Below are 26,372 nucleotides of genomic sequence, written 5' to 3' on the forward strand. Positions count from 1 at the left end.
CGCCCGGTTACATTCCGAACCCGGAAGCTAAGCCTCACAGCGCCGATGGTACTGCAGGGGGGACCCTGTGGGAGAGTAGGACGCCGCCGAACAATCTTTGGAAGGACCCCTGGTCACCAGCGTTCAGCTGGGACCAGGGGTCCTTTCGTTTTTACAATGCTTGCGGTACCGAAGACAGGAGTCACCATGTCCACCAACTCTCCCGACGAGCGACCGGAGCGCGACCAGCGGCGACGGGACAGTGGTGACCGCGGTGACCGCGGCGGCTACCGGGGCGATCGCGGCGGCTACCGCCGCGACAACGACCGAGGCGGTTATGGCCGGCGCGACGACAGCCGTGGCGACCGCGGCGGTTACCGGGGCCGTGACGACAGCCGCGGCGACCGCCGTGACGACCGCGGTGGCGACCGTCGTGACGACCGGGGTGGTTACGGTCGGCGTGATGACCGTGGTGGTCACGGTCGTAGGGACGATCGTCGTGAGGGTGACCGGGGTCCGCGTCCCTCGTTCCAGCGGGACGACCGTGACCGTGGGCCGCGCCGTGACGACCGCCGTGACGACCGCGGCTTCCGGCGCGACGACCGTGGTGGCGACCGGCCGTCCTTCCGGCGGGACGACGACCGAGGCGGCTACGGCCGGCGCGACGACAGCCGTGGCGGCGGCTACGGCGACCGTCGCGATGATCGGCGCGACGGCGACCGCGGCGACCGTGGAGGCTTCCGTCGGGACGACAACCGTGGCGACCGCGGTGGGTTCCGGGGCCGTGACGACCGGGGTGGTTACGGTCGGCGTGATGACCGTGGTGGTCACGGTCGTAGGGACGATCGTCGTGAGGGTGACCGGGGTCCCCGTCCCTCGTTCCAGCGGGACGACCGTGACCGTGGGCCGCGCCGTGACGACCGCCGTGACGACCGCGGATTCCGGCGCGACGACCGTGGTGGCGACCGGCCGTCCTTCCGGCGGGACGACGACCGAGGCGGCTACGGCCGGCGCGACGACAGCCGTGGCGGCGGCTACGGCGACCGTCGCGATGATCGGCGCGACGGCGACCGCGGCGACCGTGGAGGCTTCCGTCGGGACGACAACCGTGGCGACCGCGGTGGGTTCCGGGGCCGTGACGACAGCCGTGGCCGTGGCCCCCGTCGCGACGACCGTGGCGGGCGCCCCGGTGGCCCCGCCGGCTTCCGCGGCCGTGACGACCGCCGCGACGACAGGCGCGACGACCGCCGGGGCGGAGGCCGCTTCCGTGACGAGCGCGACCGCGACCGGGACCGCGAGCCGATCAAGCGGCTGCCGATCCCGGAGGACGTCACCGGCGACGAGATCGACAAGGACGTCCGGCAGGAGCTCCAGAGCCTGCCCAAGACGCTCGCGGAGGATGTCGCCAAGAACCTGGTGATGGTCGCCCGGCTCATCGACGAGGACCCCGAGGGCGCCTACGGCTACTCCAGGGTGGCCCTGCGCCTGGCGTCCCGCGTGGCCGCCGTGCGCGAGGCCGCCGGGTTCGCGGCGTACGCCAACCAGAAGTTCGGCGAAGCGCTCGCCGAGTTCCGGGCCGCCCGGCGGATGACCGGCACCGTGGAGCTGTGGCCGGTGATGGCCGACTGCGAGCGGGGGCTCGGGCGGCCGGAGAAGGCGCTGGACATGGCCGGTGCTCCGGAGGTGCACAAGCTGGACAAGGCCGGTCAGGTCGAGATGCGGCTCGTCGCGGCCGGTGCCCGGCGCGACATGGGCCAGCTGGACGCCGCCATCGTGACCCTGCAGAGCCCGGAGCTGGCGTCCAACTCGGTCCAGCCGTGGACCGCGCGCCTGCGCTACGCCTACGCCGACGCCCTGCTGGCCGCCGGCCGGGAGGGCGAGGCGCGGGAGTGGTTCGCGAAGGCCGTGGAGGCCGACCGGGACGGCAGCACGGACGCCTCGGACCGGCTCGCCGAGCTGGACGGCGTGGAGTTCGTGGACGCGCTGGACGACAGCGAGGGGGAGCCGGAGAAGCCGTCGCAGGAGGACGGCGACGAGGACTGACCCCCAGTCGCCGAGAGAGAACGAGAAGAGGGCAGGCTCCCCGTGGGGCCTGCCCTCTTTCGCGTTCCGGGGCCGGGAAGGGCTCAGATCTCCAGCGCCCGCAGCACCAGCCCCGACGCCGGCTTCGGGCCGAACGACGTCGACTTGCGGGGCATCGTCACGCCCAGGCGGGCCAGGTCGCGTACGACGTCCTCGCGTACGGGGTGCATCAGGACGGCCGTACCGCCGTGGCGTTCCGCCTTGGCGACCGTCGCGGCCGTGTCGTGGATGTACGCGATGTGGGCCGGGGAGTCCTCGGGGATGTGCCAGACGTGCCCGAGGAGCGTGGAGTGCAGGACCGTGGCGTCCAGGGAGCGCCAGGCGGCCGGGCGGTCGACCGGAACCGTCCGGGCCAGCAGGTCCGGGTCGGGGCGGTCGAGCAGGTGGAAGGCGCCGTCGCCGGCCAGCAGGAAGGCGTTGCCCGCGCAGGACGCGTCCGCCAGGGCCTCCAGGGCCTCGGCGAGGGGCGTGTCGAGGTGCCGCACCCGGAAATGGCCCTCCACCGCCGCGAGCGCGTCGGCGACCGGCAGGCCGTGCAGCAGACGGTGGATGGCGCGGACGCGCAACGGATAGCGGGCGGTGTCGACGAGCAGGACGAGACCGTGGTCCCACGGGCTCGGGGAGGGATGCTCCGCACGTAGGCGCAGATAGGTGGCCCAGCGGTGGTGGCCGTCGGCGATCAGGGCCTGCTGGCGGGCGAGGTCGGACTGGATGCGGGCCACGTCGGCGGGGTCGGTGACGGACCAGAGGCGGTGCCGGAAGCCGTCCTCGGTGGTGGTGGCCAGCAACGGGGGCTTCTCCGCAGTGCGTTCGACGACCTCGGCCGCCGTGCCGTCGCCGCGGTAGGTCAGCAGCAGCGGTTCCAGGTTCGCGCGCGTGGCGCGCATCAGGGCCGCGCGGTCGGCGACCACGGGCGGCATGACGTCCTCGTGCGGCAGTACCACGCCCTCGGCCGGCTCCGAGACCCGCAGCGCGCCGATGACACCGCGCTGGAGCATGCCGTCGCCGTCGTGCTGCTCGTAGACGTACAGTCCGGGTTCGGGGTCCGCGGCGAGGATGCCCTCGGCCAGCCAGCGGCGCAGGGTGTCGGCCGCCTGCTCGGTGCGGGCGCTGGGTGTGCCGGCCTCGGGCAGGATCAGCCGGACGATGTTGTGCGGGTCGGCGGACTGGAGGTGGTGCACCCCGTCGGGCCGCACGACGACGTCGTACGGCGGGGAGGTGACGGCGGCGAGGCTGCCGACCCGGTCGGGGTCGTAGCGAAGGCCGCGGAACGGGGTGAGTTCCAGGCCTCGGCGCGCCGTTGCTTCCGAGTGACCTGCAGTGTTCATCCCGGCATCGTACGTGTGTCAGTGGCGTGCGGGATGATCGGGGGAAAGACGGTCGAACGAGGAGCGATGTGGAATGAGCCAGGCTGTCAGGACGAGGCCCGAGGGCAGTGGGCAGCCCCTGAGCGAGGCGTACGACACGGCGCTGCTCGATCTGGACGGGGTGGTGTATGCGGGCGGGAGCGCGATCGCGCACGCCGTCGACTCGCTGGCGTCGGCCCGCTCGGGCGGGATGCATCTGGCGTATGTCACGAACAACGCGCTGCGGACGCCCGACGCGGTGGCCGAGCATCTGACGGAGCTGGGCATACCGACGGGCGCGGACGACGTCGTCACGTCCGCGCAGGCCGTCGCGCGGCTGATCAGTGAGCAGGTGCCGGCCGGGGCGCGGGTGCTGGTGATCGGCGGCGAGGGGCTGCGGGTGGCGCTGCGCGAGCGGGGGCTCACGCCGGTGGAGTCGGCGGAGGACGATCCGGCGGCGGTCGTGCAGGGGTACGGCGGGCCCGACCTGACCTGGGGGCGGTTCGCGGAGGCGTCGTACGCGGTCGCGCGCGGGGTGCCGTGGTTCGCGTCCAACACCGATCTGACGATTCCCGGCGGGCGGGGCATCGCGCCGGGCAACGGGGCGGCCGTGGAGGTCGTGCGGATCGCGACGGGCGCGGAGCCGCAGGTGGCGGGCAAGCCGTTGCCGCCGATGCACCGCGAGACGATCATCCGGACGGGCGCGAAGCGGCCGCTGGTGGTCGGGGACCGGCTGGACACGGACATCGAGGGTGCCTTCAACGGCGAGGTCGACTCGCTGCTGGTGCTCACCGGTGTCACCGACGCACCCCAACTGCTCGCGGCACCTCCGCGGCACCGGCCGACGTACGTGGACGCGGATCTGCGCGGGTTGCTCACCGGTCAGCCGGAGGTGACCGCGGCGGGCGGCGGTTTCCGCTGCGGCGGTTTCACGGCGACGGCCGGGGCGGACCGGCTGGAGCTGGAGGGCGACGGTGAGGCGCTGGACGGGCTGCGGGCGCTGTGCGCTGCGGCCTGGACGGCGGCCGGGGAGGGCTCGTGCGGACTGGACGGAGGCAAGGTGCTGGCGCGTCTCGGGCTGTGACGCGTACGCACCCCGGGCATCGAGTTCGAGAGCGAGGGTAGGCTAACCTAACCTCGTGTTGGTCGACAGTCCTCCGGAACAGCGCGCGGAGACCGCCCCCGCGCCCCCAACCCGCCGGGCGGCAAGGGCCCTTGGGCTCCTGCTCTCCGCCGTGGTCCTGGTGCTCGTCGCCCTGGCGAGCATCGCGATCGGGGCGAAATCGCTCTCACCGGACCAGGTCTGGCACGGCCTGTTCCACGACACGGGGACCTACGGCGACGTCGTGGTGGACGAGCGGCTCGCCCGCACGTTCCTGGGCCTGCTCGCCGGTGCCGCGCTCGGCCTGGCCGGCGCGGTGCTCCAGGCGCTCACCCGCAATCCCCTCGCCGACCCCGGGCTGCTCGGCATCAACGCCGGTGCCTCGGCCGCCGTCGTCACGGCCATCACCTACTTCGGCGTCACCAGCCTCACCGGCTATGTGTGGTTCGCCTTCCTCGGGGCGGCGGCCGTAGGCGCCTTCGTGTGGTTCCTCGGCGGCGGCCGGGGCGCCACCCCGGTCCGGCTCGCGCTCGCCGGTACGGCCGTCAGCGCGGCCCTCTACGGCTATCTCCAGGCCGCGATGATCATGGACGACGCGGCGCTGAGCAAGATGCGCTTCTGGACGGTGGGTTCGCTGGCCTCGGCCACCGACTCGACCGTCCTGCAGGTGCTGCCGTTCATCGGGGTCGGCCTGGTCCTGGCGCTCACGCTGGCCCGGCCGCTGAACGCCGTGGCAATGGGCGACGACACCGCCCGCGCCCTCGGCGCCGACCTGGGCCGCACGCGGGCACTGGCCATGGTGGCCGCCACCATGCTGTGCGGTGCCGCGACCGCCGCCTGCGGCCCGATCGTGTTCGTCGGCCTGATGGTCCCGCATGTCGTGCGCTCCTTCACCGGCCCCGACCTGCGCTGGGTCCTCCCGTACGCCACGGTGCTGTCACCGGTGCTGCTGCTCGGCGCCGACGTCATCGGCCGGGTCGTGGCGCGCCCGTCGGAACTGCAGGTCGGCATCGTCACCGCGATCATCGGTGGTCCGGTCTTCATCTTTCTCGTACGACGGCGGAGGACGGCCCAGCTGTGAAGACCCGCACCGTGAACCGGGCCGTACGCGCTCCCGGCGGGCTCTCCCTGCGCCTGGACCTGCGGGCCCTGGTCGTCGTCGTCCTGCTGCTGGCCGCCGCCTGCGCCGCCGGCGTCGCGCTGATCGGCACCGGCGATGCGAGGATCCCGGCCGCCGACGTGCTCAGGTCCCTCGCCGGCAACGGCAACGCGTACCAGGACTTCATCGTCAACGAGTTGCGGCTGCCGCGGGTGCTGGTCGGCCTGCTGGTCGGCGCCTCGCTCGGCCTCGGCGGCGCCCTGTTCCAGTCCGTCTCGCGCAACCCGCTCGGCAGCCCGGACGTGCTGGGGTTGTCGCAGGGTTCGACGGCCGGCGCACTGGTCGTCATCGTCCTGATGTCCGGCAGCACCGCGCAGGTCACCGCCGGTGCCCTGGTCGGCGGCCTGGTGACCGGACTCGGCATCTATCTGCTCGCCTGGAAGCAGGGCGTGCACGGATACCGGCTCGTCCTGGTCGGCATCGGCGTCTCCGCGATCGCCACCGCGGTCAACGGCTATCTGCTCACCAAGGCCGACCTGGTCGACGCGGCCCGTGCGGTGGTCTGGATGACCGGCTCGCTCAACGGCCGTGACTGGGACCAGGTCTGGCCCCTGCTCGCCCTGTGCGCGGTCCTCGTACCGCTGGTCCTCGCCCATGCGCGCGGCCTCGGGATGATGGAGATGGGCGACGACGTCGCAGGCGCCCTCGGGGTGCGTGTGCAGCGCGTCCGGCTGGTGCTGATGGTCTGCGCCGTCCTGCTCGTCGCGGCCGCCACCGCGGCCGCCGGACCCGTCAGCTTCGTCGCGCTCACCGCGCCCCAGCTCGCCCGCCGGCTGACCCGCTCACCGGGCCCCAACCTGGTGCCCTCCCTCTGCATGGGCGCCGTCCTGCTGGTCGCCGCCGACTGGGCCTCGCAACGCGCCTTCGGCGCCGACCAGCTGCCCGTCGGCGTGGTCACCGGCGTCCTCGGCGGCGGCTATCTGCTGTGGCTGCTGGTCACCGAGCGCAGGGCGGGCCGGATATGAACCCCACTTGCGGCGGACCGGACGCGCGCGGCACGAACCCGAACACCCCTAGGAGCACTGTGAACCGCCTCTGCGCCGAGAACGTCACCCTCGCCTACGACCAGCGTGTGATCGCCGAGCGGCTGTCGGTGGAGATCCCCGACAACTCCTTCACGGTGATCGTCGGCCCGAACGCGTGCGGCAAGTCGACGTTGCTGCGGGCGCTGTCGCGGATGCTCAGGCCGGCCGAGGGCCGGGTGCTGCTCGACGGGCAGGTCATCCAGTCGATGCCCGCGAAGAAGGTCGCCCGCACCCTCGGCCTGCTGCCGCAGTCGTCCATCGCGCCGGACGGCATCACCGTCGCCGATCTCGTCGGCCGCGGCCGCTACCCGCACCAGGGCCTGCTGCGCCAGTGGTCGGCCGAGGACGAGCGGGTCGTCCGGGAGTCGATGCGGCAGACCGGGGTCGCGGAGCTCGCCGACCGGTACGTCGACGAGCTGTCCGGCGGGCAGCGGCAGCGGGTGTGGATCGCGATGGCGCTCGCGCAGCAGACCCCGCTGCTGCTCCTGGACGAGCCGACCACCTACCTCGACATCCAGCACCAGATCGACGTCCTCGACCTGTGCGCCGAGCTGCACGAGACCCGGGGCCGCACCCTGGTGGCCGTCCTGCACGACCTCAACCACGCGGCCCGCTACGCCACCCACCTCATCGCCCTGCGCGGCGGCGAGGTGATCGCCGAGGGCGCCCCGAACGACATCGTCACGGCCGGGCTGGTGAAGCAGGTCTTCGGGCTGCGGTGTCAGGTGATCGACGACCCCGAGACCGGCACCCCGCTGGTCGTACCGGCGGCCAGGAAGGCACGGGCCGAGCGGATCACAACAGCTTCCTGAGCCGGAACAGGTCCAGCAGGCTCGCCTCCAGCCTGACCCGGCCCTTGCCCCAGGCGGTCGCGAAGGTCAGTTCGCCGTCCACCAGGGCCACCAGGTCGTCCCCGGCCATGGCCAGCCTGATCTGCGCCTTCTCGCGCGGCGGCCCGGGGTGGGTGTCGTCCACCGCGATCCGGCCGCCCGTCATCCGGCCGGCGAAGGTGACGTCCAGGTCGGTGATGTGGCAGCTCACCGAGCGGTCCAGCTCGGCGGCCGCGCGGACATCGCCCTCGGCGCCCTGCATGTTGTCCGAAAGCTTCCCCAGTGCGGCGCGGCACTCCTCGATCGTGGCCATCGCCCCCGACGGTACCCCAGCGGTTCGGGGTAGCGTCGGGGCATGAGCGACTCGGTTCCGGAGACGGAGATCCCGGTGGAGGCGGCGGAGGCACCGGAGGCGTACGACCCCGCCGCGCCCGCCCCCCTGAACGTCCCGCGCACCCCCACCGGCAACGCCGAGGTCGACGCCCAGCTGGAGCGGCTGGCCGACGCCGACCACCTCGCCACCGACGGACACCTCGAGGTGTACGAGGATGTACACCGGGGGCTGCGCGACGCGCTCACCGCGCTCGACGGCCGCCCGGGGCCTCCCGTGCCCACCCGTCACCCGACCGCCGCCCCTGGATGAGACCCTCCGGGGCACACCTTTTGATCTCGCACCCACAGGCGCCCTCACCGGCGTACCGACACAGGAGCTGAACCGAACGTGGCAGGAGTCGCACGTCGCCGTCTGGACGCGGAGCTGGTCCGCCGGAAGCTCGCGCGCTCGCGTGAGCACGCCAGCCAGCTGATCGCCGCGGGGCGGGTCACCGTCGGCAAGGCCGTGGCGACCAAGCCGGCCACCCAGGTGGAGACCGCCGCGGCGATCGTGGTCCAGTCCGACGCCGGCGACCCCGACTACGTCTCCCGCGGCGGCCACAAGCTCGCCGGCGCGCTGGAGGCGTTCGTCCCCCAGGGGCTCGTGGTCGAGGGCCGGCGCGCGCTGGACGCCGGCGCGTCCACCGGCGGCTTCACCGACGTCCTGCTGCGCGCGGGTGCCGCCCACGTCGTCGCCGTGGACGTGGGGTACGGACAGCTCGCCTGGTCACTCCGGAACGATGAACGCGTCACCGTCAAGGACCGTACGAACGTACGCGAGTTGACGCTCGAGGCGATCGATGGGGAACCTGTGGATCTTGTCGTGGGCGATCTGTCCTTCATCCCGCTCGGGCTGGTGCTGCCGGCCCTGAAGCGGTGCGTGAAGCCGGACGCCGACCTGGTGATGATGGTCAAGCCGCAGTTCGAGGTGGGGAAGGAGCGGCTCGGCAGCGGGGGTGTCGTACGGAGTCCGCAGCTGCGGGCGGAGGCCGTGCGGAAAGTGGCCGAGAAGGCCTGGGAGCTGGGGCTCGGGGTGCAGGCAGTCACCGCCAGTCCGCTGCCCGGGCCCTCGGGGAACGTCGAGTACTTTCTCTGGTTGCGGGCGGGCGCACCTCAGGTGGACCCGGCCGACGTCGACCGTGCAGTGGCGGAGGGGCCGCGTTGACACAGAACCTGGCGCGTACTGTTTTCCTGCTCGCCCACACCGGGCGGCCCGCGGCGATCCGCAGTGCGGAACTCGTCGTGAAGGGCCTGCTGCGGCATGACATCGGGGTGCGGGTACTGGAGGAGGAGGCGCGTGACCTGCCGCTGCCGGACGAGGTGCAGCTGGTCAAGGAGGCCACTCCGCAGTGCCTCGACGGGTGCGAGCTGCTGATCGTGCTCGGCGGCGACGGCACGCTGCTGCGGGGGGCCGAGTTCGCCCGGGCCTCCGGAGTGCCGATGCTCGGCGTCAACCTCGGACGGGTGGGGTTCCTCGCGGAGGCCGAGCGCGACGACCTCGATCGGGTGGTCGACCGGGTGGTGGCGCGGTCGTACGAGGTCGAGGAGCGGATGACCGTCGATGTCGTGGTGCACCGCAACGGCGACATCGTGCACACCGACTGGGCACTGAACGAGGCGGCGGTGCAGAAGGCCGGCGCCGAGAAGCTGCTGGAAGTCGTGCTGGAGATCGACGGGCGCCCGGTGACGGGGTTCGGCTGCGACGGTGTCGTGCTGTCCACGCCGACCGGGTCCACGGCGTACGCCTTCTCCGCCGGCGGGCCTGTGGTGTGGCCCGAGGTGGAGGCCCTGCTGATGGTGCCGATCAGCGCGCACGCGCTGTTCGCCAAGCCGCTGGTCACCTCTCCGGATTCGGTCCTCGCCGTGGAGGTCCTGCCGCACATCCCTCCGGGGGTCTTGTGGTGTGACGGGCGGCGGACCGTCGAGCTGCCGCCGGGGGCACGGGTGGAGGTGCGGCGCGGGGCGGTGCCGGTGCGGCTCGCCCGGCTGCACCATTCGTCGTTCACCGACCGGCTGGTGGCCAAGTTCGCGCTGCCTACGACCGGGTGGCGGGGGGCGCCGCACTAGCGTCTCGTTCGCGCGTACTCCATGCCGGGCAGGCGGTGGCCCTGTCCGAGTGGCCCGAGGTGCATCTGGCATATGTACTCGGCATCCCAGGATATGTCTCCCTGAGCAGAGCATTCCGGTGCGAGTCAGCAGATTTCAGGCAAGGAGTCTGCCGGCAGCAAGGAGACGAGGATGAACGAACAGCACGTCGCGCTGGCCGGGAGTACCCGGCCGGCCATGGCCGGCGCGACCCGGCTGAGGGATGCCCACCCCGAAGACCCGGTGAAGGTGACCCTCACCCTGCGCGGGAAGGTGGCCCCCGCCGGTCAGATCCCGGACGAGCGACGCCAGGACGCCGAGGAGACGAAGGCCGCACTGGAGCGGTACGGCCTCACGGTCGACGATGTCCGGCTCGAACCGGGCAGCATCGTGGCGACCGGTCCCGTGTCCGCGATGAACGCCGCCTTCAAGACGAACCTCGGCATCTACCACACCCCCGAACACGGCGAGTTCCGCGGCCGCGAGGGCGAGCTGCACATCCCGGCAGGCCTCGAGGGCAAGGTGACCGGCGTCTTCGGACTGGACCAGCGGCAGGTGGCTCGGCGCAGGGACGCCGGCGGCTCGGGCTTCGCGGGGTCGCTCACCCCGGCCGACCTGGAGCGGCAGTACAACTTCCCGGCCGGTGACGGAGCCGGGCAGAAGATCGCGATCGCCGAGTTCGGCGGCTGCTACTTCGACGACGACCTGCAGGCCTTCCGCGCCGCGCACGACGTACAGGGGCAGCAGGTCCAGATCGTCCCCCTGGACTTCGCTCCGCCGCGGACGATGCAGGAGGTCAAGCAGCTGCCGCCCGCGGAGCAGAAGTTCGCGGTCGGGGCGGCACGTGAAGTGATGATGGACGTGGAGATCGTCGCCGGGTTCTGTCCGGCGGCCGAGATCTCGGTCTACTTCGCGAACTTCGACCAGCGCGGCTGGATCGAGGTGCTCGACCAGGCGATCGCGGACAAGCCGGTGACCCTGTCGGTCAGCTGGGGCCTCTCCGAGGACGATCCGAACTGGTCGCAGACCGCGCTCGACCAGATCAACAAGCGCCTGCAGGGCGCGGCGGACCTGGGCATCACGGTCTGTGTCGCGTCGGGCGACGACGGCTCGGGCGACCAGATGGTGGACGGCCGGTGCCATGTCGACTTCCCGAGCACCAGTCCCTTCGTGCTGAGTGTCGGCGGGACGATGATCGACTCCTCCGGCCGGGAAGTGTCCTGGTGGGAGGCGCCCGGTCACCGGACCCGGACCGGCGGGGGCGCGACCGGAGGAGGCGTGTCCACCAAGTTCGACCGCCCGGACTACCAGAAGCACATCAAGGTGGACTCCCTGAACCCGGGCAGCATCCAGGGACGGGTCGTACCGGACGTCGCGGCGCTCGCCGGCAGCCCGGGATACGACCTGCTCTTCCAGGGCGCTCCGTTCCCCGCCGGAGGCACCAGCGCCTCCGCCCCCCTGTGGGCCTCTCTGATCGCCCGCATCAACGCGCTGCTGCCGACGGACAAGCAGCAGCGCTTCCTCACGCCGTTCCTCTACGACAGCGGCACCAACGGCCGGCCGCTCGGCGAGGTCGCCTGCCGCGACATCGCCGTCGGCCACGACAACGCCTCGCTCCCGCCCGCGGTGGGCTACCCGGTGCTGCCCGGGTACGACGCCTCCACCGGCTGGGGCACGCCCGACGGCGTCGCCCTGCTCAAGGGGCTGCATTGAGGCTGCCGCGCTGAGGGCCCCGCGCCGAGGGCGCTGCACTCGCCCGGGTGACAATGCGGCATCGATCCGCATCCGTCACCTGCACCTTCACACAACCGGGCCGGGGTCCGTCGCGATCCCGGCCCCCGACCTCGTAAGGTCTTCTCCGTGTTGGAGGAGATGCGGATACGGTCGCTCGGGGTCATCGACGATGCCGTCGTCGAGCTGTCGCCGGGGTTCACCGCCGTCACCGGTGAGACGGGTGCGGGCAAGACCATGGTGGTCACCAGCCTGGGGCTGCTGCTCGGCGGGCGGGCGGACCCGGCGCTCGTGCGGATCGGGGCCGAGAAGGCGGTCGTGGAGGGGCGGGTCACCGTTCCCGCGGGCGCCTCCGCCGTCGTACGCGCCGAGGAGGCCGGGGCCGAGCTGGACGACGGGGCCCTGCTGATCAGCCGTACCGTTTCCGCCGAGGGACGCTCGCGGGCGCACCTCGGCGGGCGCAGCGTCCCCGTCGGGCTGCTCGCCGAGCTGGCCGACGACCTGGTGGCCGTGCACGGTCAGACCGACCAGCAGGGGCTGCTGAAGCTGTCCCGGCAGCGACAGGCCCTGGACCGGTACGCCGGCGACGCGGTCGCCGTGCCGCTCGCCAAGTACTCCGAGGCCTACCGGAGACTGCGGGCCGTCTCCGCCGAGCTGGAGGAGATCGTCACACGCGCGCGTGAGCGGGCCCAGGAAGCCGACATGCTGCGGTACGGGCTCGAGGAGATCGCCGCCGTCGAGCCGCGCGCCGGGGAGGACGTCGAGCTGGCCGAGGAGGCCGAGCGGCTGGGGCACGCCGAGGCGCTGTCGTCCGCCGCGACGGCCGCGCACGCCGCTCTCGCCGGCAATCCCGAGGACCCCGAGGGCATCGACGCCTCGACCCTCGTCGCGGGCGCCCACCGGGCGCTGGAGGCCGTGCGATCGCACGACCCGGCCCTCGCCTCGCTCGCCGACCGGATCGGGGAGATCGGCATCCTGCTCGGCGACGTGGCCGGTGAGTTGGCGGGGTACGCCGACGACCTGGACGCCGACCCGCTGCGGCTGGCGGCCGTCGAGGAGCGGCGGGCCGCGCTGACCGCGTTGACGCGCAAGTACGGCGCGGACGTGAGCGCCGTCCTCGCGTGGGCCGAGCAGAGCGCCGCGCGCCTCACCGAGCTGGACGGCGACGACGAGCGGATCGCGGAGCTGACCGCCGAGCGGGACGCCCTGCGCACCGGACTGGGCGGCCTGGCCCAGGCGCTGACGGACGCGCGGACGGAGGCCGCCGAGCGGTTCGCCGCCGCCGTGACCGCCGAGCTCGCCTCGCTGGCGATGCCTCACGCGCGCGTGTCCTTCGACATCCGGCAGTCCGAGGACCCGGAGGGCGTCGAGGTCGGCGGTCGTACGGTCGCGTACGGGCCGTCGGGCGTGGACGAGGTCGAGCTGCTGCTCGCCCCGCACCCGGGTGCCCCGCCGCGGCCCATCGCCAAGGGCGCGTCCGGCGGTGAGCTGTCCCGCGTGATGCTGGCCGTCGAGGTCGTGTTCGCGGGGACGGACCCCGTGCCGACGTACCTCTTCGACGAGGTCGACGCCGGAGTCGGCGGCAAGGCCGCGGTCGAGATCGGGCGGCGGCTGGCGAAGCTCGCGAAGACCGCGCAGGTCGTCGTGGTCACCCACCTGCCCCAGGTCGCCGCGTTCGCCGACCGGCAGCTGCTGGTGGAGAAGACCAACGACGGGTCGGTCACCAGGTCCGGGGTCAAGGTCCTGGAGGGCGAGGAGCGCATCCGCGAACTCTCCCGGATGCTGGCCGGCCAGGAGGACTCCGAGACGGCCCGCGCGCACGCGGAGGAACTGCTGGCGACGGCCCGGGCGGACCAGTAGCAGGCCGGGCGGGGCGGCCGCCGCCGTGGCTCCCGCCCGGGGGCACCGGGCGGGGGTGATCGACTGTGGCGGAAGGAAGACCGGATTCGGTCTCGGGGCCGGGCTGACGCGGGCCGGCACGGCCGTGCTGCGCAGGGCGGCACCCGCTGGGCGGGAGCGCTGGGAGCGGGAGAACCACCCCGGGCGGACCGTGGAGCTTTACGCCGGGCCTGCCTCGACGCTCGGTACGGCCGCCGCCGCCGCCCGGGTGCGTCCCGTCGCCGGGGCCGACCGGCCGGGATTCCGGGCGCATCTGCGGGGGTTGCGGGACGGTGACGTCACCAGCGGCATCGTGAAGCTGGTCGGGATCTCGGCCGCCGGGCCGGTCGCCGGGGCCCCGCTGAAGGAGCGGGTGCCGGACGAACTGCTCGCCGCGGTCGTGATCGCCGGCACGCACACTTCGTCGACCTCCTGGACGTACGGCCCGGCCGGGCCGCCGGCGCGGGGCTGTCGGCCGCCGCGATGGGCGCCGCCGCGGCCGTCCTGCCCGGCGACGTCGGGGAGCGCGTGATGATGGGGACGGGGGCGCACGCGCTCGGTGCCGCGCTGGGGGCGGCCGTCGTGGCGGGCAACCGGCGCGGGGCCGCTCGCGCACGCCGTCGCGGTCGTGGCCGGCGCCGTGTACGGGACCGCGTGGGGGCGCTCGCTGTGGGCGCCTGACCTCGCCGGACGCGGCACATGGCATGCGGTGGCACCAGGCTCCCCTCACCCGTGTGGGTGACATGCACCGGCGCATTGCCCCGGGCCGCCGCAGCGTGCGCCCTGGCGGATTTCCCGTAACGCCGGTTCCCCCTGGCATGCTTGAGGGCACGCGGTCCGCGCGGCAGGCGCGCGCGGGGTACGTCCTTCCGCCACCCTGAGCCCGCTACCTTCTGTACGTTTCCTCGTGACCGCCCACGCCGAACCAGGAGCCCCGGCCCCGTGAGCCCCCTGAGCAGCAACGCACCGCACGGCCAGTCGCCGCTGCGCACCGTGCAGGTGCTGGGCGGAGGCAACGCCGGCAGCAGCGCCCATGTGCGCTCGCTGGCCGAGGGACTCGTGGCGAGGGGCGTGCGGGTCACGGTGTGCGCCCCCGTCGAGGCCGACCGCGCCTACGACTTCACCGGCACCGGTGCCGAGCACGTGCACGTGCCACGCAGCAGCGACCCCGTCTCGGTGGCCGCGCTGCGCGCCGCCTGCGCCCACGCCGATCTGGTGCACGCGCACGGGCTGCACGCCTCCTTCCGCGCCGTCCTCGCCCTCAGCGGCCGGCGCACCCCGCTGCTGGTCACCTGGCACGACCGGGCCCGGGCGGAGGGCCCGCGGGCGCATCTGCTGCGGATGCTGGAGCGGCGGGTGGTGCGGACGGCCGCCGTGGTCCTCGGCACCAGCTCCGACCTGGTGGACCGGGCCCGGGACACCGGGGCGCGCGACGCCCGGCTCGCCGCCGTCGGCCTGCCCGGGCAGCGGCGGCCCGTCGTCCTCGACGACCCCGACCGGCTGCGCCCCAAGGTCCGCGCAGAACTCGGTGCCACCGACCGCCCGTTGCTCATCGCGGTCGGCTCCCTCGACCGGCACCGCGGCTACGAGGTCCTGCTCGACGCGGCCCGCGTCTGGCGGGACATGACCCCCGCGCCCTTCGTCGTCATCGCCGGGGAAGGGCCGCTGCGGGCGGCGCTGCAGCGGCGGATCGAGGACGAGGAACTGCCGGTGCGGCTCATCGGCCGCCGCGAGGACGTGCCCGAGCTGCTCGCCGCCGCCGATGCGGCGCTGCTGACGAGCAGTTGGGAGTCCCGTTCCGTCCTCGCCCAGGAGGCGCTGCACGCGCGGGTGCCGCTCGTCGCGACCCGGGTCGGCGGCATCCCCGACCTCGTCGGCGACGCGGCCGAACTCGTCCCGTACGGCGATCCGGAGGCGCTCGCGCGGACCGTCGTACGGCTCCTCGCGGATCCGGCGCGCCGGCAGGAGCTGCGCGAGGCGGGGGCCCGGCAGGCCGCCTCCTGGCCGACCGAGGACGAGACGGTCGCCCAAGTCCTCAGCATCTACGACGAGTTGACCCAGCCCCGGCCGCTCGCCTAACGCGGCCCGGGAAGCCGTCGCAGGGAGCTGCCGGGCGACGGTGAAAAGGGCCGGGCCGCTGGACCGGGTGAGGCCGACCGAGCGCACGCCGTCCAGTGCGGCCAGACCGTCGACCAGGCCGGCGGCCAGCGGGTGGTGAGCGGCGGGCCGGTCCTCCTGGGGGAGCATGTCGTCGACCATGTAGACGCCTCCCGGCTTCAGCAGGGCGAGGCACCGAGGTGCTGCGCGCGACGGCGGCCAGGTGGTCGTCGAGTTCCACGGACGTCAGGGGCGAGGCGGCGTCCATGCCGGAGCGCAGCCAGGCCGTCCCGCCGGGTCGTTCATCGCGGCCGAGAGCCTCCCACCTGATGCTGGTGAGCCGGCGGCACATGTCCGTCACCCTGGCCGGACTCTCGCTCGCGGGCGGTGGGCCGACCTGGGAACTCGGCTCGTATTTGCACAGCCGGCGCAGTGATCACACCAGTTGAGACGATCTCTCAGGGCACGTGCCGACGGGCCCGTAGCGCCAGGCTCAACGCCAGGACCGTCTGCGGGTCGTCGAGGTCGGTGCCGAGCAACTCGCCGATGCGGCCGAGCCGGTTGTAGAGGGTCTGCCGGTTGAGGTGCAGCTCGCGGGCCGTCTCCGCCTTGCGGCCGGCGTGCGCCAGATAGGTCTCCAGGGTCGGCAGCAGCGGCGGCCTGGAGCGGCGGTCGTGGTCGCGGAGCGGGCCGATCGCCCGGTCCACGAACGCGGCGAGGTCCGGGTGGTCGCGCAGCCGCCACAGCAACAGGTCGATGTCGAGCCGGCGGGCGTCGTACCAGGGCCGGTCGGTCAGGCCCTGGGCCGCCGTCGCCGTCTCCGCCGCGTGCCGCAGCCCGGCCGACGCCGCCGCCCAGCCCCCCGCCACGCCGACGACCACGACCGGCGGCGGGGAGCCCGGCCGGCGCATCCCTGCCCGCTCCACGCCCGCCCTGAGCGCCGCGGCCACCCGGTCCGCGACCGCCGAGCGCTCCGACTCCGAGCGCAGCCCGAGCAGCACCAGCACCCGGCCCTCAACCGGCCGTACGCCCAGCAGCACCGGCACCCCCACAGCCGCCAGCTCCTCGGAGACCGCCCGTGCCAGCACCGCCCAGCCCCCGCCGGGGGAGAGGCTGTCCCCGACGCGCATCACCACCGGCAGCAGCGGGCTGTCACCGGGCTTGAACCCGAGCACGCGGGCCTGCGCCGGGGCGTCCTCGGCGGTGATCCGGCCCTCGGCGAGATCGGTGAGGAAGTCGCCGCGCCCGCGGGCCGCCAGCTCCTCCTCCTGCCGGGCCTGCATCAGCACCACGGCCAGGATGCCCGCGGCCCGGTCGGCGGCGATCCGGTGCACCGGGGCCAGCGGTGAGCGGACGGGCAACAGGACGAGGCGGGCGCGTACGGCACCGGCCGTCCCGGGGCCGCCGCCCGGCACGTCCACCAGCACTGAACCGGCGGGCGGCGGCGCGTCCTTGTGCGGGCCGCGCAGCCCCTCCCACACCTGAAGCGGGTCGGCGCCCTCGGGCCCCTCCCCGGCGGCGTACAGCAGGCGGCCGTCGGCCGTCTCCAGGAACACCGGGTTGCCGCTGAAGTCCGCCAGGATGCCCAGCACCTGCGGCACCCCGCCGCCGCCCAGCAGCGCCTCGGTGCAGCGCCGGTGCACCTCCTCGGCCCGCTGGAGCAGGGCGTAATGGCCGTTGACGATCTCGGTGTGGATCTCCTCGGTCACCGTCACGAACGGCACCTCGCGGTGCAGCTGCACCAGCGGCAGCCCGGCGGCGCGGGCGGTGTCCACGAGTGCGGCGGGCAGCCGGGCGAACCGCGGGCCCAGCTCCACCACCAGGGCGGCGATCCCGCGCTCGGCGAGGGTGCGCACGAACGCCCGCTGTTCGGCCGGGCGGGTGCCGAGGCCGTAGCCGGTGGTGAGAAGCAGTTCGCCGCCCTTGAGCAGCGAGGCGATGTTCGGCACCTCGCCGGCGTGCACCCAGCGCACCGTGCGGCCCAGCCGGTCGGCACCCGCCAGGATCTCCGGCAGCCCGCTGCGCAGGCCGGGCAGTTCCAGCGCCCGCTGAACGGTGATCCCGGCGCCCTGGGTGTCGAATCGGCTGTCGGTACGGCTGTCCATGCAGCGGACGCTACCTGCGTGAACGCCCGCGGGACAGCTCCGGGTCACACCGGTTCGACGTTGTGGTTGAAGCGGAAGACGTTGTCGGGGTCGTAGCGCCGCTTCACCTTCTCCAGCCGCAGCAGCTTCCCGGCGCCCAGGCCCGCACGGACGCGCTCGGGGCCCTCGTCGCCGACGAAGTCGAGGCAGACGGCACCGGTGCTCCACGGCCGTGCGTCGGCGCACGCGTCCCGCACCCATCCCTTCGCCCGCTCGTCCTCGGCCGGGTCCGTCCAGCAGGCGCAAGGGTGCACCGTCCAGGAGGCGTCCCGGTACGCCACCGGGTACGCACGGGGTCCGGTGGCGACCGCGCCGCCCAGCGGGAAGAGCATGTGCCCGCTGCCGTCCGACACGGGCATGCTGTCCGCGCGGGCGCCGAAGCGGCCCACCATCTCGTCGGGCAGGTCCGACAGGCACTCGGCCGAGCAGTCCCTGCGCAGGCCGGACGGGGGGTCCAGCATGCACTGCACATCCGCGTACGGCAGGGGGCCGACGACCTCCGCCTCATGGGGCAGGGCCAGCAGGGGCTCGGCGAGCTTGCGCAGGCCGCTCTCGCCGCCCGCGTACGTCAGCAGGGCACCGCACCGCAGCTCGGACTCCGCCTGCGGACCGGTCAGGTACAGCACGGCGCCGCCCGCCTCGTCCGGAGCGGTACGGATGATCTCGCGGAAGGCGCGGACCACGTCGGGGCCGGACTCGGACGGGCACAGCAGCAGTGCGGCGGAGAACTCCGGCAGCTCGTGCAGCTCCAGGGTGAGCGCGGTGGCGATGCCGAAGTTGCCGCCCCCGCCGTGCAGCGCCCAGAACAGCTCCGGGTTCTCGTCGGCGTTGGCGTGCACCTGCTCGGCGTCGGCGGTCACCAGCTCGACCCCGATGAGGTTGTCGACGGCGAGCCCGAAGGCGCGGTCCAGCCAGCCGGTGCCGCCGCCCAGGACATACCCGGCGACCCCGACCGCCGAGGTCCGGCCGCCGGTGGTCGCGAGGCCGTACGGCTGGCCGGCCCGGTCCAGATGGCTCACGGTGGCGCCGCCCTCGACCCGGACCGCCTCGGCCGCCGGGTCGACGGTCACCGCGTGCATCCGGCGCAGGTCCACCACGAGCACGCCGTGGCCGAGCGCCGCCCCGGCCCCGCCGTGCCCGCCGCCACGCACCGCGACCTTCAGATCCAGCTCCCGCGCGAAGCGCACCGCCCGGACGACATCCGTCGCGTTCGCGCACTCGGCGATCACCGCCGGGTGTCGGTCGATCATCGCGTTCAAGACCGTACGGGCTTCGTCGTAGCCCGCGTCCCCCGGGGCGAACACCTCGCCGGCCAGATCCTCCCGCAGCGCGGCGAGGGCCGTGCGCGCCTTCGAAGGGGGAGCCATGGCCGCCCCCTTTCCGGAAAGGGGTTTCGTCCGGTTACAGCTTAGACATGTGCGCGAGGGACGCCTGCTCGGCAAGACGTGTCAAGGGAGCAGGCTTCTCGTTCCGTTGCTCGCCGCGCGGGACACGGCCCCGGTAAGCCGTTCGCCGGCATCCGCTGAGCAGACCGATGCGCCCGCACATGACTGCGGGCGCATCGCCGTCCCGAGGGCCACGAGCGCCCTGCGAACCGCCGGGCTCAGCCCCCGTACGCCCCCGAAGCCGTCAGCCGCAGGGCGGTGTCGATCAGGGGCACGTGGCTGAAGGCCTGCGGGAAGTTGCCGACCTGGCGCTGCAGGCGCGGGTCCCACTCCTCGGCGAGCAGACCGAGGTCGTTGCGCAGCGCGAGGAGCTTCTCGAACAGCCTGCGGGCCTCGTCCACGCGGCCGATCATCGCCAGGTCGTCGGCCATCCAGAAGGAGCAGGCCAGGAAGGCGCCCTCGTCGCCGGGCAGGCCGTCGACGCCCGCGTGGTCGCCCTCCGTCGGGTAGCGCAGGATGAACCCGTCCGGGGTGGACAGCTCGCGCTGGATCGCCTCGATCGTGCCGATCACCCGCTTGTCGTCCGGCGGCAGGAAGCCCATCTGCGGGATGAGCAGCAGCGAGGCGTCCAGCTCCTGGGAGCCGTAGGACTGCGTGAAGGTGTTGCGCTCCTTGTCGTAGCCCTTCTCGCACACGTCCCGGTGGATGTCCTCGCGCAGTTCCTTCCAGCGCTCCAGCGGGCCGTCCACGTCCCCGGACTCGATCAGCTTGATCGTGCGGTCCACGGCCACCCAGGCCATCACCTTCGAGTGCACGAAGTGCCGGCGCGGTCCGCGCACCTCCCAGATGCCCTCGTCGGGCTCCTGCCAGTGGTCCTCCAGGTAGCGGATCAGCTTCAGCTGGAGGAGGGAGGCGTAGTCGCTGCGCGCCAGACCCGTCATGTGCGCCAGGTGCAGCGCCTCGGTGACCTCGCCGTACACGTCCAGCTGCAGCTGGTGGGCGGCGCCGTTGCCCACCCGGACCGGGGCCGAGTGCTCGTAGCCCGGCAGCCAGTCCAGCTCGGCCTCGCCCAGTTCGCGCTCGCCGGCGATGCCGTACATGATCTGCAGGTTCTCCGGGTCGCCGGCGACCGCGCGCAGCAGCCACTCGCGCCAGGCGCGGGCCTCCTCGCGGTAGCCGGTGCGCAGCAGCGACGACAGGGTGATCGCGGCGTCGCGCAGCCACGTGTAGCGGTAGTCCCAGTTGCGGACGCCGCCGATGTCCTCCGGCAGGGAGGTCGTGGGGGCCGCGACGATGCCGCCCGTGGGGGCGTACGTCAGCGCCTTGAGGGTGATCAGGGAGCGGACGACCGCCTCGCGGTACGGCCCGTGGTACGTGCAGTGCTCGACCCACTCGCGCCAGAAGTCCTCCGTCGCCTCCAGCGAGGCCTCGGGCTCCGGCAGCGGCGGCGGCTCCTTGTGCGAGGCCCGCCACGAGATGGTGAACGCGATCCGGTCCCCCGGGGCGACCGTGAAGTCGGAGTACGTCGTCAGTGACTTTCCGTAGGTCTCCGCCTCCGTGTCGAACCACACCGAGTCCGGCCCCGCGACCGCCACCGTTCGGCCCTCGTGCTTGTGCACCCAGGGCACGACACGGCCGTAGGAGAACCGCATCCGCAGCGCCGAGCGCATCGGTACCCGGCCGGTGACGCCCTCCACGATCCTGATCAGCTGCGGCGCGCCCGCACGCGGGGGCATGAAATCGGTCACGCGGACCGTGCCGCGCGGGGTGTCCCACTCGGACTCCAGGACCAGCGAGTCGCCCCGGTAGCTGCGCCGGGCGGCCGCGGGCGGCGGGCAGTCGGCGGCGTGGGCCGGGCCCAGCCGCCAGAAGCCGTGCTCCTCGGTGCCCAGCAGGCCGGCGAAGATGGCATGCGAGTCGAAGCGGGGCAGGCACAGCCAGTCCACCGTGCCGTCCCGGCAGACCAGGGCTGCGGTCTGCATGTCTCCGATGAGTGCGTAGTCTTCGATGCGCCCGGCCACGTGCAACTCCAGTCGAACGGCCACGTCACCCCCGCGCAGGGGGGCTGTCGCTAGTGCGGTCAAGGGGTCGTTGTTGTGCGTCGTTGAGCGGTGAAGCAAAGCAGTCCGCCGAGCCCTGAGGCAACACGACAGTCTTTGCTCAACGAACTGCCGCGCTCACGTTGTTCCGGGTGATGGTGGCGGGGGTGTGCCGTCGTTCCGGCCGGGCTCGGCAGCGAATGTCCGAGCAGGATACGACGCACGTAGATGATCTGCGTGCCGCTCCGGGCAACCTGTGTGGGCCGAACGGGTGAGCAGCAGGTGATGACCATGTGACCTGTGCGTGTCTGTGCTCGGGCGAGTGCGGAGCGTGGCCGGAAGCCATCTCGTCCAGGCGCTGATACCCTGGTAGCCCGTGGACCGGTGGGCCCGAAACCCCCGAACCGCAGCGACGGCACCCCCGGAGGTCTCCGGCCGGGCAGCCGCACCGCATCACAGACAGCGACCACGGGAGCCCCCTCTTGGCCATGCCGCCCAAATCCACGACGACCAAGCACATCTTCGTCACCGGGGGTGTCGCCTCCTCGCTCGGCAAGGGCCTGACCGCCTCCAGCCTGGGCATGCTGCTCAAGGCCCGCGGCCTGCGCGTCGTGATGCAGAAGCTCGACCCGTACCTGAACGTCGACCCGGGCACGATGAACCCCTTCCAGCACGGTGAGGTGTTCGTCACCAACGACGGCGCCGAGACCGACCTGGACATCGGCCACTACGAGCGTTTCCTCGACCGCGACCTGGACGGCTCGGCCAACGTCACCACCGGCCAGGTGTACTCGACGGTGATCGCCAAGGAGCGGCGCGGCGAGTACCTGGGCGACACCGTGCAGGTCATCCCGCACATCACCAACGAGATCAAGCACCGCATCCGGCGCATGGCGACGGACGAGGTGGACGTCGTCATCACCGAGGTCGGCGGCACGGTCGGCGACATCGAGTCGCTGCCGTTCCTGGAGACCGTCCGCCAGGTCCGCCACGAGGTCGGCCGCGACAACGTCTTCGTCGTCCACATCTCGCTCCTTCCGTACATCGGCCCGTCCGGCGAGCTGAAGACCAAGCCGACCCAGCACTCCGTCGCCGCGCTGCGCAACATCGGTATCCAGCCCGACGCGATCGTGCTGCGCTGCGACCGCGAGGTCCCGACCGCCATCAAGCGCAAGATCTCGCTGATGTGCGACGTCGACGAGGCCGCCGTGGTGGCCTGCCCCGACGCCCGCTCGATCTACGACATCCCGAAGACCGTGCACGGCGAGGGCCTGGACGCCTACGTGGTGCGCAAGCTCGACCTGCCCTTCCGGGACGTCGACTGGACGACGTGGGACGACCTGCTCGACCGCGTCCACAACCCCGACCACGAGATCACCCTCGCCCTGGTCGGCAAGTACATCGACCTGCCCGACGCCTACCTGTCGGTCACCGAGGCGCTGCGCGCCGGCGGCTTCGCCAACCGGGCCCGCGTGAAGATCAAGTGGGTCACCTCCGACGACTGCAAGACCCCGGCCGGCGCGGCGGCCCAGCTGTCCGACGTCGACGGCATCTGCATCCCCGGCGGCTTCGGCGACCGCGGGGTGCTCGGCAAGGTCGGCGCGATCCGCTTCGCGCGCGAGAACAGGATCCCGCTGCTCGGCCTCTGCCTCGGCCTGCAGTGCATCGTGATCGAGGCCGCGCGCAACCTGGCCGACATCCCGGACGCCAACTCCACCGAGTTCGACCCGGCCACCGCCCACCCGGTCATCTCCACCATGGCCGAGCAGCTCGACATCGTCGCCGGCGAGGGTGACATGGGGGGAACGATGCGCCTGGGCATGTACCCGGCCAAGCTGGCCGAGGGCTCGATCGTGCGCGAGGTCTACGACGGCAAGGAGTACATCGAGGAGCGGCACCGCCACCGCTACGAGGTGAACAACGGCTACCGCGCGGAGCTGGAGAAGAAGGCCGGCATCCTGTTCTCCGGGACGTCGCCCGACGGCAAGCTCGTCGAGTACGTCGAGTACCCGCGCGACGTGCACCCTTACCTGGTCGCCACGCAGGCGCACCCCGAGCTGCGCTCGCGGCCGACCCGCCCGCACCCGCTGTTCGCCGGCCTGGTGAAGGCCGCCGTCGAGCGGAAGATCGCGAAGTAACACAGGAGTTGTACGGTGGCCGGGGCGCGCTCGTTCAAGAGGATCGCGCCCCGGCCGCTTGTGCACGTGTGGAAGGACAGGCATGACGATCAAGGACACCCCCGAGGAGTGGGAGATCCGGGCGACGGAGACCCCCTTCGTGGGCAACAAGACCTCCGTCCGCACGGACGACGTGGTCATGCCCGACGGCTCGGTGGCCCGCCGCGACTACCAGGTCCACCCCGGATCGGTCGCCGTCCTCGCCCTGGACGAGGACGACCGGGTGCTGCTCATCAAGCAGTACCGCCACCCGGTGCGGCACAAGCTGTGGGAGATCCCGGCCGGCCTGCTCGACATCCCCGGGGAGAACCCGCTGCACGCCGCCCAGCGCGAGCTGTACGAGGAGGCGCACGTCAAGGCCGGGGACTGGCGGGTGCTGACCGATGTGTACACCACGCCCGGCGGCTGCGACGAGGCCGTACGGATCTTCCTCGCCCGCGATCTGTCCGACATCGAGGGCGAGCGGTTCGCGGCGGAGCACGAGGAGACCGACATGCAGCACGCGCGTGTGCCGGTCGAGGAGCTGGTGCGCCGCGTCCTGGCCGGCGACGTGCACAACAACTGCCTGGTCGTCGGGGTCCTCTCCTTGGTGGCCGCCCGCGGCGGCGACGGCCTCGACGCCCTCCGCCCGGCCGACGCACCGTGGCCGGCCCGCCCCTTCGAGTCCTGAGCCGCCGAGTCCTGAGCCGCACCCGTCGTCCCGGACCGCACCCGTTCGGGTGTCCGGTGTGACGATCGCCTGATCCGATCAGGGGACCTGTCCGCCGCGCTCCTCCCGGCGCGTCGCAGAGCGTGAACTAGGCTCTTGCACGCCCGTAGCGGAAGATCCGGCGGGCTTGCGCGTGCGGTGGGACGGGAGTGTGGCCCGTGACGGATCAGGCGGTGGACACAGGCGGGGTGCGGCTCTCGGCACACGAGAGCGCGGAAGGCCATTTCCTGGGCCGTACACGGGAGTTGAAGGAGCTTCGCGCCGACATCGAGCGCGCCGGCCTGGACACCCTCTCCGGCCGCAAGGCACCCCGCGCGCGCGTCCTCCTGATCGCCGGCCGCCCCGGCTCCGGCCGCACCGCCCTCGCCGAGGAACTCGTGCGACAGGTCGGGGACCGCTACCCCGACGGGGTGCTGCGGGCCCGGCTCAGTGAGCCCGACGGCACCCCCGTCCCCCTGGAGCGCACCGCCCGCGAGCTGCTCACCGCGCTCGAGCTGCCGGCCCCGGCCGGCGCCGGCGAGGACGAGCTGACCGAGGCGCTGCGCACCGCCCTCGCCGACCGGCGCATCTTGCTGCTCCTGGACGACGCGGCGGGCGCCGAGCAGGTCGACGCGCTGCTCCCCGAGGCCCCGGACTGCCTGGTGCTGGCCGTCTCCTCGGGTCCCCTCACCGGGATCGCGGACGTCCGCCCCTGCACCCTGGGCGGCCTGGACACCAAGTCCGCGGTGGCACTCCTCACCCGCTACACCGGCACCGTGCGCATCACGGTCGACCCGCGCGCCGCCGAGAGCCTGGTCGAGGCCTGCCAGGGACACCCGGCCACGCTCGTCCTGGCCGGCGGCTGGCTCGCCGCCCGGCCCAAGGCCGCCGTCTCCGACCTGGCCAAACGACTGCACACCGCCGCCGAGGACGGCATGGACGGCACCCCGCTGGCCCGCGTCTTCCGGCACGTCCGCAGTGACCTGCCCGGCCCGGCCGCCCGGATGCTGCGCCTGCTCTCCCTCGCCCCGGCCGGCCTGATCGACCCGCACACCGCCTCGGCGCTCGCCGGCTGCTCGGTCGGCACCGCCCGGGCCATCCTGGACGACCTCGTCGCCCTCGGCCTGCTGCACGCTGTCGACTCCCCGCTGCCCCAGTACGACGTCCCCGGCTGCCTGCACCCGCTGCTGCGCGCCTGCGCCGAGAGCCAGGAGCGGCCGGCGGAGCTGCAGCTGGCCCGGGCCCGGATGCTGGAGCGGACCGTACGGCTGCTGCAGTCGTGCCGGGCGATCACCGAGACGGACAGCCCGCAGGCCCGGGAGAAGCTGAGCGCGATGCCCCGCGAGGTGCGCTTCCCCAACCCCCGGGCGGCCGCCGACTGGCTGCGCATCCGGCGCCCGGCGCTGCTGGCGTGCGCGCGTCTGGCGGTGGCCGACGGCGAGCTGGACAACCTCGCACGGCGGCTGATGTCCCAGCTGGTCAGGGCCATGGTGGCGCACGAGGGCACCCAGGCCGCGGCCGCCGACCTGTACGACGTGCACGGCCTGGTCCTCGATGTCGCCAGGCGGCGCGGGCTCGCCCGCGAGGAGGCGGCGGCGCTGCTGAACCTCGGCGACGTCGACGCTCAGACCGGCCGTACCCAGGACGCGCTCGCGCGATATCGGTTGGCATTGGACGCGGGACGCAGAGCCAATGACCCGTATGCCACGGGCCGCGCAATGGAATCCGTAGGTGGTGCCTACCAGGAACTCGAGGACCACGACCGGGCCGCCGACTGGTTCGGCCGGGCCCTGGCCGAGCGGCTGGCCCGGGGCGAGCGCGACCACGCCGCCCGGCTGTACGGCCGGATCGCCACCGCCCACACCTATGCGGGCCGCTACGGCGAGGCCCTGCGGAACTGGCGGGCCGCCGTCGCGGGCTACCGCAGGAGCGGTGATGTCGCCGCCCAGGCACGGGCGTTGAGCGAGCTGGCCCGGGTGCAGGAGTACGCGGGGCGGTTCGCGGAGTCGCTGCGCACGTGCCAGGAGGCGGCGGAGTGGGCACGGCGCGCCGACGACGTCCGGCTGCAGGCCGCGCTGCAGCTCAGGCTGGCCGACACGCTGGAGCGTCTGGGCGACGGCGCCGCCGCCCGTCTGCACCGCGTGGCGGCGGAGCGCATGCTGGACGAGGAGGCCGCGGAGGACGGCGCGAGCCGGAAACAGGACGCCAACGCCTGCGAAATCCGCAGTACACCCAGCGAAGATTGATGCAATG

Annotated in this window: 20 protein-coding genes, 1 rRNA gene and 1 pseudogene; 17 read left to right on the top strand and 5 right to left on the bottom strand. The window is 73.2% G+C overall.

From position 1 onward, the window contains the following. The 3 genes from rrf to AB0L59_RS32820 all read left to right on the top strand — a co-directional run. Positions 1-92, top strand: a 5S ribosomal RNA gene (gene rrf, locus AB0L59_RS32810); the annotation flags it as partial. A gap of 152 nt (positions 93-244) precedes the next feature. Beyond that, positions 245-1,399 carry a hypothetical protein gene (locus AB0L59_RS32815; protein ID WP_365590415.1) on the top strand — a complete coding sequence of 385 codons (1,155 nt, stop codon included), beginning with the start codon at positions 245-247 and terminating at the stop codon, positions 1,397-1,399. Continuing rightward, entirely contained in the window at positions 1,291-2,022 is a 732-nt protein-coding gene (locus AB0L59_RS32820; RefSeq protein ID WP_365590416.1) for a hypothetical protein, read from the top strand. The genes AB0L59_RS32815 and AB0L59_RS32820 overlap by 109 nt, the downstream gene beginning before the upstream one ends. Positions 2,023-2,105: 83 nt before the next feature. Here AB0L59_RS32820 and AB0L59_RS32825 read toward each other — a convergent pair whose 3' ends face one another. Continuing rightward, positions 2,106-3,389, bottom strand: a complete 1,284-nt coding sequence (locus tag AB0L59_RS32825) for a DUF1015 domain-containing protein (RefSeq protein WP_365590286.1) — start codon at positions 3,387-3,389, stop codon at positions 2,106-2,108. A gap of 73 nt (positions 3,390-3,462) precedes the next feature. On the opposite strand from AB0L59_RS32825, the gene AB0L59_RS32830 reads away from it, so the two are divergent. Genes AB0L59_RS32830 through AB0L59_RS32845 form a run of 4 tightly spaced genes read left to right on the top strand, consistent with a single transcriptional unit; the run spans position 3,463 to position 7,505 of the window. Then, entirely contained in the window at positions 3,463-4,491 is a 1,029-nt protein-coding gene (locus tag AB0L59_RS32830) for an HAD hydrolase-like protein (RefSeq protein WP_365590287.1), read from the top strand. A 55-nt stretch (positions 4,492-4,546) separates the two neighbouring features. Then, a complete protein-coding gene (locus tag AB0L59_RS32835) occupies positions 4,547-5,590 on the top strand; it encodes an iron chelate uptake ABC transporter family permease subunit (protein ID WP_365590288.1) in 1,044 nt (347 codons plus the stop codon). Continuing rightward, positions 5,587-6,633: an iron chelate uptake ABC transporter family permease subunit gene (locus AB0L59_RS32840; RefSeq protein WP_365590289.1), complete on the top strand. Its 1,047-nt coding sequence runs from the start codon at positions 5,587-5,589 to the stop codon at positions 6,631-6,633. The genes AB0L59_RS32835 and AB0L59_RS32840 overlap by 4 nt, the downstream gene beginning before the upstream one ends. Positions 6,634-6,692: 59 nt before the next feature. Then, positions 6,693-7,505, top strand: a complete 813-nt coding sequence (locus AB0L59_RS32845; RefSeq protein WP_365590290.1) for an ABC transporter ATP-binding protein — start codon at positions 6,693-6,695, stop codon at positions 7,503-7,505. On the opposite strand, the gene AB0L59_RS32850 is transcribed toward AB0L59_RS32845, so the two are convergent. Then, on the bottom strand, positions 7,489-7,836 hold the full coding sequence (locus tag AB0L59_RS32850; protein ID WP_365590291.1) for a sterol-binding protein: 348 nt from the start codon (positions 7,834-7,836) through the stop codon (positions 7,489-7,491). The genes AB0L59_RS32845 and AB0L59_RS32850 overlap by 17 nt on opposite strands. 42 nt (positions 7,837-7,878) lie before the next feature. Here AB0L59_RS32850 and AB0L59_RS32855 point away from each other — a divergent pair, with 42 nt between their 5' ends. The 7 genes and pseudogenes from AB0L59_RS32855 (at position 7,879) to AB0L59_RS32885 (ending at position 15,668) form a co-directional block, all read left to right on the top strand. Further along, complete coding sequence (locus tag AB0L59_RS32855; protein WP_365590292.1) at positions 7,879-8,166, top strand: hypothetical protein; 288 nt, start codon at positions 7,879-7,881, stop codon at positions 8,164-8,166. 78 nt (positions 8,167-8,244) lie between these two features. Then, positions 8,245-9,060, top strand: coding sequence for a TlyA family RNA methyltransferase (locus tag AB0L59_RS32860; protein ID WP_365590293.1), 816 nt, complete (start codon positions 8,245-8,247; stop codon positions 9,058-9,060). Beyond that, positions 9,057-9,962 carry an NAD kinase gene (locus AB0L59_RS32865; RefSeq protein WP_365590294.1) on the top strand — a complete coding sequence of 302 codons (906 nt, stop codon included), beginning with the start codon at positions 9,057-9,059 and terminating at the stop codon, positions 9,960-9,962. Before AB0L59_RS32860 ends, AB0L59_RS32865 begins: the two co-directional genes overlap by 4 nt. 171 nt (positions 9,963-10,133) lie before the next feature. After that, positions 10,134-11,693 (top strand): S53 family peptidase, encoded by a 1,560-nt coding sequence (locus tag AB0L59_RS32870; protein WP_365590295.1) that lies wholly within the window; start codon positions 10,134-10,136, stop codon positions 11,691-11,693. A 159-nt stretch (positions 11,694-11,852) separates the two neighbouring features. Continuing rightward, positions 11,853-13,571 (top strand): DNA repair protein RecN, encoded by a 1,719-nt coding sequence (gene recN / locus AB0L59_RS32875; RefSeq protein WP_365590417.1) that lies wholly within the window; start codon positions 11,853-11,855, stop codon positions 13,569-13,571. A gap of 103 nt (positions 13,572-13,674) precedes the next feature. Next, positions 13,675-14,331 (top strand): annotated as a pseudogene (locus AB0L59_RS32880) (hypothetical protein). A gap of 200 nt (positions 14,332-14,531) precedes the next feature. Next, a complete protein-coding gene (locus AB0L59_RS32885) occupies positions 14,532-15,668 on the top strand; it encodes a glycosyltransferase family 4 protein (RefSeq protein WP_365590296.1) in 1,137 nt (378 codons plus the stop codon). Positions 15,669-16,144: 476 nt separating this feature from the next. Here AB0L59_RS32885 and AB0L59_RS32890 read toward each other — a convergent pair whose 3' ends face one another. The 3 genes from AB0L59_RS32890 to AB0L59_RS32900 form a co-directional block, all read right to left on the bottom strand. Then, a complete protein-coding gene (locus AB0L59_RS32890; protein ID WP_365590297.1) occupies positions 16,145-17,791 on the bottom strand; it encodes a PucR family transcriptional regulator in 1,647 nt (548 codons plus the stop codon). Between the two features lie 44 nt (positions 17,792-17,835). Continuing rightward, a complete protein-coding gene (locus AB0L59_RS32895; protein WP_365590298.1) occupies positions 17,836-19,197 on the bottom strand; it encodes an FAD-binding oxidoreductase in 1,362 nt (453 codons plus the stop codon). A 236-nt stretch (positions 19,198-19,433) separates the two neighbouring features. Next, positions 19,434-21,236, bottom strand: coding sequence for a glycoside hydrolase family 15 protein (locus tag AB0L59_RS32900; RefSeq protein WP_365590418.1), 1,803 nt, complete (start codon positions 21,234-21,236; stop codon positions 19,434-19,436). 506 nt (positions 21,237-21,742) lie between these two features. On the opposite strand from AB0L59_RS32900, the gene AB0L59_RS32905 reads away from it, so the two are divergent. The 3 genes from AB0L59_RS32905 to AB0L59_RS32915 all read left to right on the top strand — a co-directional run bounded on the left by AB0L59_RS32905 (position 21,743) and on the right by AB0L59_RS32915 (position 26,365). Further along, positions 21,743-23,392, top strand: coding sequence for a CTP synthase (locus AB0L59_RS32905; protein WP_365590299.1), 1,650 nt, complete (start codon positions 21,743-21,745; stop codon positions 23,390-23,392). A gap of 82 nt (positions 23,393-23,474) precedes the next feature. Then, the gene (locus tag AB0L59_RS32910; protein WP_365590300.1) at positions 23,475-24,101 is read left to right on the top strand and encodes an NUDIX hydrolase; all 627 of its coding nucleotides are present in this window, start codon (positions 23,475-23,477) and stop codon (positions 24,099-24,101) included. A 197-nt stretch (positions 24,102-24,298) separates the two neighbouring features. Further along, positions 24,299-26,365 (top strand): tetratricopeptide repeat protein, encoded by a 2,067-nt coding sequence (locus AB0L59_RS32915; protein WP_365590301.1) that lies wholly within the window; start codon positions 24,299-24,301, stop codon positions 26,363-26,365. The last annotated feature ends 7 nt before the right edge of the window (positions 26,366-26,372 follow it).

Source organism: Streptomyces sp. NPDC052109 (assembly GCF_040680195.1).
Lineage (GTDB): Bacteria > Actinomycetota > Actinomycetes > Streptomycetales > Streptomycetaceae > Streptomyces.

Excerpts from the sequence above, each read along its gene's own strand:
- AB0L59_RS32825 (WP_365590286.1), bottom strand. The coding sequence starts at position 3,389 with ATGAACACTGCAGGTCACTCGGAAGCAACGGCGCGCCGAGGCCTGGAA.
- AB0L59_RS32830 (WP_365590287.1), top strand. The coding sequence starts at position 3,463 with ATGAGCCAGGCTGTCAGGACGAGGCCCGAGGGCAGTGGGCAGCCCCTG.
- AB0L59_RS32850 (WP_365590291.1), bottom strand. The coding sequence starts at position 7,836 with ATGGCCACGATCGAGGAGTGCCGCGCCGCACTGGGGAAGCTTTCGGAC.
- AB0L59_RS32855 (WP_365590292.1), top strand. The coding sequence starts at position 7,879 with ATGAGCGACTCGGTTCCGGAGACGGAGATCCCGGTGGAGGCGGCGGAG.
- AB0L59_RS32870 (WP_365590295.1), top strand. The coding sequence starts at position 10,134 with ATGAACGAACAGCACGTCGCGCTGGCCGGGAGTACCCGGCCGGCCATG.
- recN (WP_365590417.1), top strand. The coding sequence starts at position 11,853 with ATGCGGATACGGTCGCTCGGGGTCATCGACGATGCCGTCGTCGAGCTG.
- AB0L59_RS32890 (WP_365590297.1), bottom strand. The coding sequence starts at position 17,791 with ATGGACAGCCGTACCGACAGCCGATTCGACACCCAGGGCGCCGGGATC.
- AB0L59_RS32895 (WP_365590298.1), bottom strand. The coding sequence starts at position 19,197 with ATGGCTCCCCCTTCGAAGGCGCGCACGGCCCTCGCCGCGCTGCGGGAG.
- AB0L59_RS32905 (WP_365590299.1), top strand. The coding sequence starts at position 21,743 with ATGCCGCCCAAATCCACGACGACCAAGCACATCTTCGTCACCGGGGGT.
- AB0L59_RS32910 (WP_365590300.1), top strand. The coding sequence starts at position 23,475 with ATGACGATCAAGGACACCCCCGAGGAGTGGGAGATCCGGGCGACGGAG.